Origin of the sequence: Halorubrum cibi (assembly GCF_900182635.1) — an archaeon.
Classification (GTDB): domain Archaea; phylum Halobacteriota; class Halobacteria; order Halobacteriales; family Haloferacaceae; genus Halorubrum; species Halorubrum cibi.
In genome coordinates, this window is sequence record NZ_FXTD01000001.1 from 53,169 (window position 1) to 66,100 (window position 12,932).

At 69.4% G+C, this 12,932-nt stretch carries 14 protein-coding genes; 11 read left to right on the forward strand and 3 right to left on the reverse strand.

The window, feature by feature from the left end; genetic code table 11:
* The first annotated feature begins 59 nt into the window (after positions 1–59).
* Positions 60–605, forward strand: coding sequence for a DUF5810 domain-containing protein (locus FN829_RS00275; protein WP_142985009.1), 546 nt, complete (start codon positions 60–62; stop codon positions 603–605).
* Positions 606–1,056: 451 nt separating this feature from the next.
* A complete protein-coding gene (locus FN829_RS00280; protein WP_142985012.1) occupies positions 1,057–1,338 on the forward strand; it encodes a hypothetical protein in 282 nt (93 codons plus the stop codon).
* Positions 1,339–1,344: 6 nt separating this feature from the next.
* On the opposite strand, the gene FN829_RS00285 is transcribed toward FN829_RS00280, so the two are convergent.
* Together FN829_RS00285 and FN829_RS00290 are read right to left on the reverse strand one after the other, a co-directional pair.
* Positions 1,345–2,226: a homoserine kinase gene (locus FN829_RS00285; RefSeq protein ID WP_142985014.1), complete on the reverse strand. Its 882-nt coding sequence runs from the start codon at positions 2,224–2,226 to the stop codon at positions 1,345–1,347.
* 169 nt (positions 2,227–2,395) lie between these two features.
* Positions 2,396–2,647, reverse strand: a complete 252-nt coding sequence (locus tag FN829_RS00290; RefSeq protein ID WP_142985016.1) for a hypothetical protein — start codon at positions 2,645–2,647, stop codon at positions 2,396–2,398.
* 128 nt (positions 2,648–2,775) lie between these two features.
* On the opposite strand from FN829_RS00290, the gene FN829_RS00295 reads away from it, so the two are divergent.
* Both FN829_RS00295 and FN829_RS00300 read left to right on the forward strand, forming a co-directional pair.
* Entirely contained in the window at positions 2,776–4,050 is a 1,275-nt protein-coding gene (locus FN829_RS00295) for a TIGR00341 family protein (protein ID WP_142985429.1), read from the forward strand.
* A 140-nt stretch (positions 4,051–4,190) separates the two neighbouring features.
* Positions 4,191–6,404, forward strand: a complete 2,214-nt coding sequence (locus tag FN829_RS00300; RefSeq protein ID WP_142985018.1) for a formate/nitrite transporter family protein — start codon at positions 4,191–4,193, stop codon at positions 6,402–6,404.
* 33 nt (positions 6,405–6,437) lie between these two features.
* Here FN829_RS00300 and FN829_RS00305 read toward each other — a convergent pair whose 3' ends face one another.
* Positions 6,438–7,424: an NOG1 family protein gene (locus FN829_RS00305; protein WP_142985020.1), complete on the reverse strand. Its 987-nt coding sequence runs from the start codon at positions 7,422–7,424 to the stop codon at positions 6,438–6,440.
* Between the two features lie 400 nt (positions 7,425–7,824).
* Between FN829_RS00305 and FN829_RS00310 the strand changes: the two genes are divergently transcribed.
* From FN829_RS00310 to FN829_RS00340, 7 genes are all read left to right on the forward strand, one after another.
* A complete protein-coding gene (locus FN829_RS00310; RefSeq protein WP_142985022.1) occupies positions 7,825–8,757 on the forward strand; it encodes a substrate-binding domain-containing protein in 933 nt (310 codons plus the stop codon).
* A 38-nt stretch (positions 8,758–8,795) separates the two neighbouring features.
* Positions 8,796–9,524: an ABC transporter permease gene (locus FN829_RS00315; protein ID WP_142985430.1), complete on the forward strand. Its 729-nt coding sequence runs from the start codon at positions 8,796–8,798 to the stop codon at positions 9,522–9,524.
* A complete protein-coding gene (locus FN829_RS00320; RefSeq protein WP_142985024.1) occupies positions 9,524–10,288 on the forward strand; it encodes an amino acid ABC transporter ATP-binding protein in 765 nt (254 codons plus the stop codon). The genes FN829_RS00315 and FN829_RS00320 overlap by 1 nt, the downstream gene beginning before the upstream one ends.
* Before the next feature lie 109 nt (positions 10,289–10,397).
* Entirely contained in the window at positions 10,398–10,991 is a 594-nt protein-coding gene (locus tag FN829_RS00325; RefSeq protein WP_142985025.1) for a response regulator, read from the forward strand.
* A 115-nt stretch (positions 10,992–11,106) separates the two neighbouring features.
* Positions 11,107–11,853 carry a LysR family transcriptional regulator gene (locus FN829_RS00330; RefSeq protein ID WP_142985026.1) on the forward strand — a complete coding sequence of 249 codons (747 nt, stop codon included), beginning with the start codon at positions 11,107–11,109 and terminating at the stop codon, positions 11,851–11,853.
* A 112-nt stretch (positions 11,854–11,965) separates the two neighbouring features.
* The gene (locus FN829_RS00335; protein ID WP_142985027.1) at positions 11,966–12,418 is read left to right on the forward strand and encodes a DUF2240 family protein; all 453 of its coding nucleotides are present in this window, start codon (positions 11,966–11,968) and stop codon (positions 12,416–12,418) included.
* Positions 12,418–12,906: a hypothetical protein gene (locus FN829_RS00340; protein WP_142985028.1), complete on the forward strand. Its 489-nt coding sequence runs from the start codon at positions 12,418–12,420 to the stop codon at positions 12,904–12,906. The genes FN829_RS00335 and FN829_RS00340 overlap by 1 nt, the downstream gene beginning before the upstream one ends.
* Positions 12,907–12,932: the final 26 nt, after the last annotated feature.

The window sequence follows — 12,932 nt, forward strand, 5'->3', positions numbered from 1 at the left end:
GGGGCGCGCGACGCCCTTCCGACGCCGATTTACCGCTCACGCCCGTATCCGACGCCACGATGGGATACGCGTGTCCGGTGTGTGCGACTCCGCAGCGCGACGGCGAGCACTTGGCGCACCACCTCGCGTTCACGGCGATGCTCCACGGCGACGACCACGCGGCGTGGCTCGACGACCACGCTCCCGAGTGGGAGACGGCCGATCCCGCCGGACTGGCGGAGGTGGTCGTCGAGCACGCCGAACCCGCGGAGTATCACGAGGTGTTCGAGGACACGACCGACCGCGGTCGCCCGGCGGTGGACGCCGATCTGGCCGGCCACGGGGAGATAGGCGGCAACCCGAGCGACGCCCACGCCGAACACGCACACGAGCACGGTTCCGGACACGAGCACGGTCACAACCACCGTTCCGGTCACGACCACGGTCACGCCAGCGGTCACGGAGGCGGGTCCGGTGAGGTGGACCCGGAGACGGCAGCCGCCTTCGAGGAGGCACGCGAACTGACCCGTCAGATGTACGAGGACGACGACGGGACGGAGAGCGAGGGAGACGCACACGACGGAGCCGACGACGACAACGAAGCGGACGTCGACAACGAAAAGTGACCTTCCCGGATCGTATACTCCGTATGCTTATATGGCGGGTGTTTCGTAAGTGATCGAGGTGAGAAGAAGGGAGTAGTTGCTGGCGCGGTGAACACGTCCAAAGCCCCAGCCACGAGGACTCGCGCGGCTCGCTGCGCTCCTCGCTCAGTCGCTGTCGCTCCTTCACTGCGGTGCTTGCTTCGCCGGGCTTCGTCCTTCCGAGAGACTTCGTCTCTCGACTTCCCGCTCGCTGTGCTCGCGGGAATCGCGACTGCCCCTTTGAGTCCCACCCCGCACAGCACCTCACGCCTCCCCAGCCTCGTCGGTCGCCTCCGGCGACCGACTCCCTCGCGGGCTCCTCGCGCGCGTTGGGCGCTCGGAGGCACGCCACCGCTCAGGCGATCGTTGTTTGGACTGTACCGACCGATCCCGATCCGTTTATTCCTCGGAGTTTGGTACGAGACACCGTCACATGCGGGAGCCCACAGCCGAGGCCGAGTACGACACGCTACGCGCGGTGCGGGTCCACGAGCCCGGAATCGAGGCGGCGATCGGGGCGATGGATCCCGGACCGAACCACTTCGCCCGGCCGTTCTCCGTGTGCGAGGCGAAACGCGAGCACCGACGCATGGTCGAGGTGCTCGAGGACGCGGGCGTCGAGGTGTTACCGGACGGGGAGGGTCTCGACCCGGATCAGCTCACGAACGGCGGCGGCGGGATCCACTGTATGACCTCGCCGATCCGGCGGGCGTAGAACGCCTCACTCCTCCAGCACCGTCGCGCCCCCGCCGATCCGGGTCTGGTAGGCGCGAGCGTCGATGTCGGCCTCGGCGAAGGCGTCGAGCATGGCGGCCGCGATCCTCTGTCGGTTCCCCTGGCGACAGGCGGCGACCACCGCGGGACCGGCCCCGCTCACCGTGACGCCGGTCGCGCCGGCCGCGAGCGCGGCGTCGTGGACCGCGTCGTATCCCGTGATGAGCCGAGCGCGTTCCGGGGTGACGACCGGATCGCTCATGCCCGCGCCGACGAGCGCCGGGTCCGAGCGGCACATCCCGATCGCGAGCGTGGCGGCGTTGCCGACCGTCTCGACGAGGTCGTCCATCGAGGCGGTCTCGGGGACGACTCGGCGGGCGTCCCGCGTCGAGACCGCCACGTCGGGGAGACACACCACGAGCGGGACTCGAGCGTCGACGCTGTGGGTGCCGTCGGTCGTGGTGACCGTGAAGCCGCCGAGGATCGAGGGGGCGACGTTGTCGGAGTGGGCGACGCCGGAGACGACCGCCTCGCCCTCGGCGGCAATGGGGACGAGCTCCTCTCGGGAGTAGCCCCGATCGTAGAGGCGGTTGAGCGCGACCGCGGCCCCCGCGGCGCTGGCCGCCGAGGAGCCGAGCCCCGAGGCCGGGCGGACCCCCTTGTCGATGTGGATGTGCGCGGGCGCGTCGAGCGCCTCGACGACCGCCCCGACGGTGTTGCCCTCGGGGTCCTCCGGGATGTACTGGGCCCCGACGCCGGTCACCTCGATGGTGGTCCGGTCGGCCCGCTCGACCGTGACGACGTCCGCGGGCCGCGAGAGCGCCGCCCCGAAGACGTCGAAACCGCTCCCGAGGTTCGCGCTGGTCGCGGGTGCCCGTACCGTTACCATGCCGAGGCGTTACGCCGGGGCGTCAAAAAGGAGCGGGATCGCGATCGAGGCGAGAACGCGGGACGAGGTGCGGACGCGAGCGTGGCGGACGGAGACCGGAGAGAGAACGGAGGCGGTGCGACGGGGAGAACGGAGGCGGTGAGAAGAACGAATCGGGGGAGGAGAACGGCTACGAGTCGGCCGTCGTCCACAGGAGCGGCCCGACGATCACCAGCCCGACCCCGAGGAGGATGTACGTCGCCGGCATGGTGGTGAACGGCGACATCGAGAAGATCAGCCCGAAGCTGATTATCACCGCGGCGACCAGCTTCTGTGACTTCAGCGGGAGCACGCCGAGAAGCGAGGCGACGAACGCGAGCAACAGGACGTGCCCGAGGTGATAATCGAGCAGGAACGTGTCGATGAACAGCGGCGAGAGCATCTCGTCGGGAAATGGGAGCGATCCTCGCATTAAAGTTCCGTTTCTGCCGACGGGTCGGATCGGCTGACTCGATCCCTCGCATATAAGACTCGTCCGGGAGAGCACGGATCGTGCGACTCGTACAGGTCATGATCCCGGCGGGAAAGCGCGCGGCAGTCGTCCGCGCGCTCGAAGACGAGGGGGTCGACTACGTCGTCACCGACGAGACGAGCAACCGCGAATACACGGGCGTCGCGACGTTTCCGCTGCCGAAGGCGGCCGTCGAACCCGTCCTCGAGCGCCTGCGCGAGGCCGGCATCGACGAGCGGACCTACACGGTGATCGTCGCCGCCGAGACGGTCATCTCCCGGCGCTTCGAGGAGTTGGAGGCGGAGTACGCCGAGGAGTCCGACCGGGACGAAGACCGGATATCGAGACAGGAACTTCAGGCGAAGGCGGACGACCTCGCTTCCGGGATGGGGACGTACGTCCTGATGACGGTGATCTCGGCGGTGATCGCGACGGCCGGACTGCTCCTCGACTCGCCGGCGACGGTCGTCGGGTCGATGGTGATCGCGCCGCTCATCGGGCCGGCGATGTCGGCGGCCATCGGCACCGTCGTCGACGACGAGGAGATGTTCCGACGGGGCGTGCGGATGCAGGTGCTCGGCGTCGCGGTCGCGGTCGCGGCCGCGACCCTGTTCGCCGTGTCGCTCCGGACGCTGGGGCTCGTCCCGCCCGGACTCGACCCGCTCGAGCTCGCCGAGGTCGCGGAGCGGCTCGCCCCGAACGTGCTCGTGCTCGCGGTGGCGATCGGGGCCGGCGTCGCGGGGATCGTCTCGCTCATGACCGGCGTCTCCGCCACGCTCGTCGGCGTGATGATCGCGGTCGCGTTGATCCCGCCGGCGGCCGCCGTCGGCATCGGGATCGCCTTCGGGATCCCGCGGCTCGTGCTCGGCGCGGGCGTGATCGTCGCGGTGAACGTGCTCTCGATCAACCTCGCGGCGCTCGTGATGCTGTGGTACGAGGGGTACCGTCCCGAGCGCTGGTTCCGCGAGGACGACGCGCGGGCGACGGTCGTGAAACGCGTCGCCGTCCTCGTCGCCGCGATCGCGGTGTTGAGCGTGTTCCTCGGCGGCGTCACCTACGACAGCTACGTCGCGTCCACGACGGAGAGCGACGTTCGGAACGCGGTGGGCGACGAGCTGGCGACGCTCGATCCGGCGGCCGAACTACTCGAGTTGCGTATCGAACGCACCGGCACGATCCCGCCGCGGGAGACCGACCGCGTGATCGTCACCGTCGGCGCGCCGCCCGGGGTCTCGATCGACGGCGTGGCGACGACGCTGGAGGAGCGGATCGAGCGAGTGACCGGCGAGGAACCCGGCGTGGAGGTCCGGTTGGTGACCGTCGATCGGTCGTGACTGGTGACCGTCGATCGGTCGTGACTGGTGACCGTCGATCGGTCGTGACTCGTCTCCGGACGGGGCCCGAGCGACCGCGTGCGATCGAGCGGTAGCGGGAAGAGCAACTCCTTTTTATCGGCGCCTCCCTGTGTAGGGCAGTGACGGACCCCACGGGACCCGACGACGACTCGATGCGGGAGGTGGTCGAGCGATCGCGCAGCGGCGCGCCCGCGGTCGGCGAGGCGGTTCGGGACCGCTTCTCCTCGGACGAGGTGTTCCAGCGGATCGTCGCCGCGGCCGACGAGGAAGTGACCTCGGGGCGACGCGAACTGTTCTTCAGCGGCGTCGCCGCGGGGTTGGCGCTCACGATCACGTTCCTCCTGTACGCCTCGTTGACCGCCGCGACCGACGGTCACCCGATCTTGAGCGTCCTGTTGTACCCGCTGGGGTTCATCTACATCATCATCGGCGGCTACCAGCTCTACACGGAGAACACGCTCCCGCCGGTGGCGTTGACGCTCGAACGACTCGCCAGCGTCCCGACGCTGTTGCGTCACTGGGGTATCGTGCTCGCGGGGAACTTCGTCGGCGGTGCGGTCGGCGCGCTCGTGCTCTCGTACGGCGGCGTCTTCTCCGCCGACGCGGTCGACGCGGCGGTGTACATCTCCACTGGGGGACTCTCCGTCGACTTCTGGCCGCTCTTTTTCAAAGCGGCCGTGGCGGGGCTGATCGTCGCCGGCGTCGTCTGGGTCGGATTCGCCTCCACGAACTCCGTCACCCGGCTGCTCGTCGTCTACCTCGCGTTCCTCGCGATCCCGCTCGGCGACCTCTACCACGTCGTCATCTCCTTCACCGAGGTGATGTACCTGCTCTTCGCCGGGACGCTCGGAGTCGACGTCGGCGGACTCACCCTGTACGGCGGGCTGATCGGGTTCGTGCTCCCGGTGCTTCTCGGCAACACGATCGGCGGTGTGGTGCTCGTCACGCTGGTCAACTACTTCCAGACGAGCGAGGAGCGCTTGGAGGAGGCGCGCTTCGAGGGGATGAATCGTCGGCTCACGCTACCCGAGTGGGTCTTCGGACGGGCGGCCGGCCGGTCGTACGTTCCCATCCTCGACGCCACCGAGGCGACGCTGTTCGCGAGCGAGGGCCACCGGATCATGGTCCCCATCTCGAACCCCCGGACCGACGGGCCGATAGTCGAGCTCGCGAGCCGGCTCGCGAGCGATCACGAGGACGGTCTCGTCCACGTCGTCCACGTGGTCCAGGCCCCCGAGCGCATGTCGCTGTCGGCGGGGGCGGGCCGGATCGCGGACGTCTCCGAGGAGGGGATGGCGGGCCTGCGCGAGACCGCGGAGGGGTACGACGTCGAGGTCTCCACCTCGACGGTGGTCTCGCACCGCTCCTTCGAGGAGGTGTTCAACATGGCCCGCCGGACCCGCCCCGAGGCCGTACTGATGGGCTGGGGCGAGGACCAGCTCTGGAACGCGGCCCGCGCGGAGCGGCCGATAGACGAGCTCACGAACCAGCTCCCGTGTGACTTCCTCATCCTGAGCGAGACGGATCTCGACACCTCGCGGGTCCTCCTCCCCACCTCCGGCGGCCCGGACTCCCGACTCGGCGCGGAGGTGGCGAGCGTGCTCTCGCGGACCGCTGGCTCCGAGGTGACGCTGTTACACGTCGTCGACGGCCCCGAGGACCGCGAGGAAGGCGAGAACTTCCTCGCGGCCTGGGCCGAGGAGAACGACGTGGGCGACGCCGAGCGGATCGTCGACGACGGCGGGGACGTCGAGGCGGCGATCGTCCGGGAGGCCGAAGAGAGCACCCTCGTGATCATCGGCGCGACGGAGAAGGGGCTGCTCTCGCGGCTCGTCTCGAACTCGCTTCACCTCGACGTGATCCACGACGTGGACTGCTCGGTGCTGCTCGCGGAACGGCCCAGTCGCCGCTCGATCCGCGACCGGCTGTTCGGCTCGGGACGACGGGAGGCCGGGCCGCCGAACGGGGCCCTCGAGCGCGAAGCGAACGGATCGAGCGGCACGGACGTCCGCGGGACCGACGACGAGTCGCCGACGGAGGGATCCGACGGGGACCGTGGGGACGGGAGAAGCGAGGACGACGAGCCGCCGGAACCGGCGGTCGTCACCGACCACGACGACCCCGACGAGGACGGAGAGGAGGGCGGCGAAGGCGACGACGAACCGCCGGAACCGGCGGTGATAACCGACCACGACGATCCCGACGAGGGCGGAGAGGATGCCGACGCCGATCCCGACGGGGGCGGAGAGGATGCCGACGACGATGACGACAGCGAGGCGGGCGGTGCGGCGGGCGGCGGTGACCCCGACGACGACGAACCGAACTCGACGTGATCGACGCCGCGATCCCGGCGACGACGCGGAACGCTACTCCTCGCGGTCGCGGGTCGGGAGGTCCGGCTCGAAGGCGGCCGCCTCGACGGCCATGTCCAGCACCCGCTCGACGTTCTCGTCGTCGGTGACGCTCATCGTCGCATCGACGGCCTCGGCGCGAACGGCGTCGAAGCGATCGTGTTTGTTCGCGACGGTGAGCATCGGGATCGACTCGTCGAACAGCGCCCGAACCTCCTCGCGGAGTTCGAGCTGTACGTCGAGGGGGTAACCGCAGTCGCCGGAGGGGTCGAGCACGAAGAGGACGACGTCCGCGAGGTGTTCGAGCGCGCTCACCGCCTGCTGCTCGATGTCGTTGCGCTCGTCTTCCGGCCGGTCGAGCAGCCCCGGCGTGTCGACGATCTGGTAGCGGACGTGGTCGCGCTCGAAGTGGCCGACTTGGACGCCGCGGGTCGTGAAGGGGTACTCCGCGATCTCGTTCGACGCGCGCGTGACCCGGTTGACGAACGACGACTTGCCGACGTTGGGGTAGCCGGCGACGACGATCGCGGGCTCGTCGGGCCGGATGTCGGGCAGGTCTCGCAGGTCGTCGCGGGAGTCGCCGATGTATCGGAGGTCGTCTTCGATCTGGTCCATCACGTCCGCCATGCGGGCGAACGCCTGCTTCCGGTGTTTCCGCGCGGCGTCGACGTCCGAGTTGCGGATCTTCGTCGTGTACTCGTCGCGTAGCGATTCGATCTGCCGGCTCGCCCACATCACCTGCGAGAGCGCCTGTCGGAGGCGGTCGACGTCGACGATGGCGTCGGCGAGCTCGTAGTAGAACGGGTCGACGTCGAAGCCGAAGTCGGGCCAAGAGACGACCACGTTCTCGAGGTTGTCCGAGAGCACGTTGCCGGCCGTCCGCAGCATCGACTCCTGGGCCTCGTGGCCGCGCTTGGCGCGACCGGCGCGGGCCGCCCGCGAGAACGCCTTGTCGACGAGCTCCTCCGAACGGGGGGTCGTCGGGAGGCCCTCGAATATCATACCCCGGTATTCCCCGCCGAGGCGTATAAGCGCGTCCGTTTCGGGGCTCCACGACACCGCGCGGCACGGATCGGGGTCTCCGGAACCGCGATCCCGGAACGGAATCATCGCGGAACGGAAACGTCCCGGAACCGCGCCGTCGCTAGGTCGATCGATCGCCACGACCGATCGCCACGACCGACCCCACCAAGTCCGATCAGCGTAACCGATTTCGGCTACGTTCCGAGAACAGAGCGGATCGCCGAGGGGTCGCCGCCCGCACCGTGCGTCGAACGAAACGGCCCGATACACGCGTTTATACGTGGTTTTCGGCGGATTCGACCAGACGCCGGCGACCACGTCCGAAGTCGATCCGTCGACGACCACAACCTATTTTCGTGTCGCCGTCGTCGATGTTTCTATGCCGATACAACGACGTGAGGTGCTCACCGCACTGGGGACTGGAACGCTCGCCGGCCTCGCCGGCTGTTCGGGGATCACGGGCGGCGGCGAGGAGGAAGCGTCGGCTGGCGTGACGGGCGAGACGCTCACGCTCACGACGACGACGAGCACCTACGACACCGGACTGCTCGACGAGATCCACGGGAGCTTCGAGGAGCTGTACGGCGTGAGCGTCGACGCGGTCGCCCAGGGGACCGGCGCGGCCCTCGAATCGGCGCGCAACGGCAACTCGGACGTGGTGATGGTCCACGCCCGCGGGCTCGAGGACGAGTTCCTGCGCAACGGCTACGGGGTCAACCGCCGCGACCTGATGTTCAACGACTTCGTCATCGTCGGTCCCGAGGACGACCCGGCCGGGATATCGGGAATGGGTTCGGCCACCGACGCGCTCACCGCCATCGCCGACGCGGGCGCGCCGTTCGTCTCTCGAGGGGATAACTCGGGGACTCACACGAAGGAACTCAATCTCTGGGAGGCCGCGGGCACCGAACCGGGCGGCGACTGGTATCAGGAGATCGGCGGGGGAATGGGGGAGGCACTGAACAACGCCAACCAGCAGGGCGCGTACACGCTTTCCGATCGGGGAACGTTCATCTCCCAGCGCTCGGAGATCGACCTCGTCATTCTGGTTCAGGGACCGATCGAGGGCGGCCCGGAGATCCTCTCGAACCCTTACGGGATCATGGCGGTCAACCCCGGCGTCCACGAGGACACCAACTACGACCTCGCGATGGCGTACATCGGGTGGATCACGAGCCCCGGAGCCCAGGACGCCATCTCGAACTACCAGATGAACGGGGAACAGCTGTTCTTCCCCGAGGCCGTCTCGGAGGACCCCGACTTCCAGCAGTACGTTCCGGAAGGCTGGAGTAGCGAGTCCTCGGACGCGTAAGCGTGCCACTCGAACCGGTCGTCCTGCCGGCGGCCTCCCTGCTCGAGTCGGCGACGGGGCTCGCCGCCGGGGCGAAGTCGGCGGTTGCCCTCGTCGACCTCCCGTTCAGGGACGGGTACGTCTCGAGTATCATCTACGTCTCGCTGTACGTGAGCCTCGTCGCCGTGACTCTGAGCACGCTGTTCAGCGTCCCGGTGGCGATCTTCCTGGGCTTCACCGACTTCCCCGGAAAGGGGCTCGTCAAGTCGGTGATCAACACCGGGATGGGATTTCCGAGCGTGGTCGTCGGACTGATCGTGTTGTTCGCCGTCTCCAATCAGGGGCCGCTCGGGTCGCTGGAGCTGATATTCACGAAGGAGGCGATGATCATGTCGCAGTTCGTGCTCGCGACGCCGCCGATCACCGCCATCAGCCTCGCGGCGATCACGGGCGTGGGCGACGACGTCCGCGACGCCGCACGCGCCCTCGGCGGAACCCGGATCGACGCGGCGCTCGTCGTCCTCAAGGAGGCGCGCTACGGGATCGCGACCGCGGTTCTGGCGGGGTTCGGCCGCGCCATCAGCGAGGTCGGCTCCGTGCTCATCGTCGGCGGCAACATCACGAGCGCGGACGGGATCTCGAAGACCCGGACGCTGACGACCGCCATCCAGCTCGAGGCCCGACAGGGCCAGTACGAGACGGCGATGGTACTCGGCGCGGTGCTGGTCGCGCTCGTGTTGACGGTCAACGCCGTCGTCGTCCGCTTCGGTGATCGGGGGGTGCGCTGATGCTCCGCGCGACCGGCGTCGGCCACTCGTTCGGGAACGAGTGCGTGTTCGAGGACCTCTCGATCGACGTCGAGTCCGGCGAGGTCGTCGCGGTCATCGGGCCCTCCGGCGTCGGGAAGACGACGCTGCTCCGGATGCTCGCGCTCTCTCGCGAGCCCGACGACGGCACCGTGACCTTCGACGGCACCGACGTGTGGAGCCTCGACGAGGCGGAGCGGCTCGCCCTCCGGCGGCGCGTCGGAATGGTGTTTCAGGAGGCGAGCCTCTTCGACGCCCCGGTCGCCCGCAACGTCGAGTACGGGCTCCGGATACGCCGGTCGTGGTCGGAACGGCTCCGGGACGAACTCCAGTCGATCGCGGGGTCGAACGGGACCGCCGCCGCCGTCAGCGACGCGCTCGACGTCGTCGGGATGGCGGGCAAGGCGGACCAGCACGCGGAGTCGCTCTCGGGCGGCGAGGCCCAGCGAGTCTCGTTCGCGCGCGCGATCGCCTACGACCCGGACGTCCTGCTGCTGGACGAACCCACGTCGGATCTCGACCCGCGGAACACCGCGGTCATCGAGGACGCGATCGACGAGGCGCGGGACCGGGGGATCGGCGTCGTCGTCGCGACCCACGACATGCACCAGGCCGAGCGGGTCGCGGACCGCGTCGCGGTGCTTCTCGACGGGGGGATCTCGGAGGTCGGCCCGACCGATCGGGTGTTCGAGGACCCGCGGGATCCGCGGACCCGACGGTTCATCGAGGGTGAACTGGTGTACTGAGGGGGCCGGTCGCGACGTCCGACACGAGCCACGGATACACCGATCCGGTCTGAAAATTTCACTGGAACTCTCACAAAACCATTACCCGTGTCGGAGATGTTGTGATGTTATGGGTGACTCAGATACCGGCGGTGAACGGCCGACCGTGTTGGTCGTCGACGACGACCCGGAGATGGCCGACCTCTACGCGGAGCTGTTGGCCGAGGAGTACACGACCCGCACGGCATACTCGGGCGAGGAGGCGCTCGATCCGGACCACTTGGACGCGGACGTCTCGGTCGTACTGCTCGGCCGTCGGATGGAGGGGATCTCCGGGGACGAGGTATTGCGGACGATCCGGGCGCGTGGCATCGGCTGTCGCGTCGTCATGGTCACGGCGATCAAACCCGACACGGACGTCCTCGATCTCCCCTTCGACGACTACCTCGTCAAACCGGTCACGGGTGAGATACTCCGCGACGCTGTCTCGCGGATGATCGTCCGGAACTCGTGTGACGAGACGATCCGCGGGATCGTCGCGCTCGCCTCCAAGATGGCGACGCTCGAGGCCAAGATGACCCTCGAGGAACTGGAGTCGAGCGGCGTGTACGCCGCCCTCGATCGGGAGTTCCGCGACCTCCGGCGAGGCGTCGACATGGGTGACCCGAACGACGACGTGTACACGGAGTTCACCGCCAAGAAGGTCCAAACGCTCTTCGAGTGAGCCGCGGTCGTCGACCGCGGCCACGAACGGGCCCCCGCCTTCGCGGGTCCGTCGTCGATCCGCACCCACCGGTCCGTCCGAGGAACTAACCGCCAGCCACGAGTAGCGTTCGCCGATGGACGAAGCGACCGGCCGGGGGCGCGCGACGCTCGTCGAGGACGACGTCGAGTTCGACGGACGGGACGCCGCGCTGCTCCGCGCGATAGCGCGAACGGGGTCGGTCGCGCGGGCGTCGACCGATCTCGGTCGCTCACGCGCACGAGCCCTCTCGCGGATCGAGACGCTCGAATCCGCCTTCGGCGACCTCGTGGAGCGTCACCGGGGCGGAAGCGGCGGCGGGGGGAGTCGACTGACCGATCGCGGGGGTCGGATCCTCGGGCGCTACGACCGGCTGTCGGCCGCGATCGAGGCGACCGCCGGCGTCCCCGAGACGGTCCTCGCGGGAACGGTCGAGACGGTCGACGGGGAACTGGCCGAGGTGGAGACGCCGATCGGGGCGGTGTGGGGCCTCCACGACGACCTCGCGGTCGACGACCGCGTTCAGGTTCGGATCGGCGCGGACGCCGTGACGGTCCGCGCGGCGGGGGACGACGGGGAGCCGACCGCGACGAGCGAGCGGAACCGCCGTCGCGGCCGGGTCGAGGGCGTCGACCGCGGGGAGACGGTCCACGCGGTCCGGATCCGCGTCGAGGGGGCCGACTGCGGCGAGGCGGTCCACGCCGTCCGGGCGCTTGTCACCGACGAGAGCGCCGAACGGCTCGGGATCCGGTCGGGAACGGACGTGTGGATCTCTTGGAAGGCGACCGCGACGCGGCTGGTCGCGGGCGTCGACGCCGGCGAGCGAGACGCCGCCGACGGATGAGCAGACACCGACGAGCGAACCGGCGCCGACTGGCGGGTCCACGCCGACCAGTGAGCCGACGCCGACGAGGCAACCCGGTACGTTTACCCCGGTCGCCGGCCGCGGGTGGGACATGAGCCTCAAAGCCACCGTCGCCGCCCCGTTCAAGCGACACGCCGCGGATCGGCTGGGCGAGGGCGAGTTCGTCGTCGCGCTCTCGCTGGAGCGCGAGTGGTTCTCGCCGGACCAGGCGAAGCGGCTCGTCGACGTGGCCGTGGGGCGCGGGCTCGTCGACGAGGAGGACGGCGAGCTGGTCGCGCGATTCGATCCCGATGAGGTCGCCGTCCCGGAGGACTTCCGGCCCGACGAGGACGTGTTGCGCGAGCAGTCGACCTTCGAAACCGCCCTCGACGCGGTCGTCGACGCCGGCGTCGAGAAGCAACGGGCAGTCGCCGGGATCAACGAGCGTCAGCGCGCGCTCGCGGTGACGATCGAGGCGGCCGCGGTCCTCTACGCGAAAGAGCAGGGGGCGCGCGTCGACCACCTCGTCGAGGACGTCCGCGCGGAGCTCGCGGAGGCGGAGTGATGGTCGCGGGCCGCCTGACCGACGGGGTCCGGATCGCCCAACTCTTCGCCTCCGAGGTGACCGGCGACCGCGGCCGCCTCCGAGAGGTCGACGTGACCGACGCCGATCCCGACGTCGAGCCGACCCCCGACGGCGCGCTGGCGTTTCGATTGGTCGAGGTCGACGCCGGCCGGGACGAGAACGACCGCGACGACGACCCGGGAGCGACCGGCGGCGACGAAACGGGGGCGACCGCCGGCGAAGACGACGGCGAGAAGCCGAGCGAAGGAGACGCCCTCGCGGACGTGTACGTCCAGCCGGACCGCGCCCGGATCGAGTTCCGTCGCGCGCCGGAGGCGGTCGCCGACGCCGCCGTCGAGGCGGGCCTGCGCGTCAGGCCGAAGGCGGTCCGCCCGCCGCGGACGCTGGTGTTCCTCGAGGACGGCACGGACGTGAAACGGGCGCTGCCGGCGTTGGAGACCGTCGTGGAAGGCGGCGATAACGCGTAGTGTCGCGGAGGGGAGGCCCCCGCGCC

Excerpts from the sequence above, each read along its gene's own strand:
- FN829_RS00280 (WP_142985012.1), top strand. The coding sequence starts at position 1,057 with ATGCGGGAGCCCACAGCCGAGGCCGAGTACGACACGCTACGCGCGGTG.
- FN829_RS00335 (WP_142985027.1), top strand. The coding sequence starts at position 11,966 with ATGAGCCTCAAAGCCACCGTCGCCGCCCCGTTCAAGCGACACGCCGCG.
- FN829_RS00340 (WP_142985028.1), top strand. The coding sequence starts at position 12,418 with ATGGTCGCGGGCCGCCTGACCGACGGGGTCCGGATCGCCCAACTCTTC.
- FN829_RS00275 (WP_142985009.1), top strand. The coding sequence starts at position 60 with ATGGGATACGCGTGTCCGGTGTGTGCGACTCCGCAGCGCGACGGCGAG.
- FN829_RS00330 (WP_142985026.1), top strand. The coding sequence starts at position 11,107 with ATGGACGAAGCGACCGGCCGGGGGCGCGCGACGCTCGTCGAGGACGAC.
- FN829_RS00305 (WP_142985020.1), bottom strand. The coding sequence starts at position 7,424 with ATGATATTCGAGGGCCTCCCGACGACCCCCCGTTCGGAGGAGCTCGTC.
- FN829_RS00320 (WP_142985024.1), top strand. The coding sequence starts at position 9,524 with ATGCTCCGCGCGACCGGCGTCGGCCACTCGTTCGGGAACGAGTGCGTG.
- FN829_RS00325 (WP_142985025.1), top strand. The coding sequence starts at position 10,398 with ATGGGTGACTCAGATACCGGCGGTGAACGGCCGACCGTGTTGGTCGTC.
- FN829_RS00310 (WP_142985022.1), top strand. The coding sequence starts at position 7,825 with ATGCCGATACAACGACGTGAGGTGCTCACCGCACTGGGGACTGGAACG.
- FN829_RS00295 (WP_142985429.1), top strand. The coding sequence starts at position 2,776 with ATGATCCCGGCGGGAAAGCGCGCGGCAGTCGTCCGCGCGCTCGAAGAC.
- FN829_RS00290 (WP_142985016.1), bottom strand. The coding sequence starts at position 2,647 with ATGCTCTCGCCGCTGTTCATCGACACGTTCCTGCTCGATTATCACCTC.
- FN829_RS00285 (WP_142985014.1), bottom strand. The coding sequence starts at position 2,226 with ATGGTAACGGTACGGGCACCCGCGACCAGCGCGAACCTCGGGAGCGGT.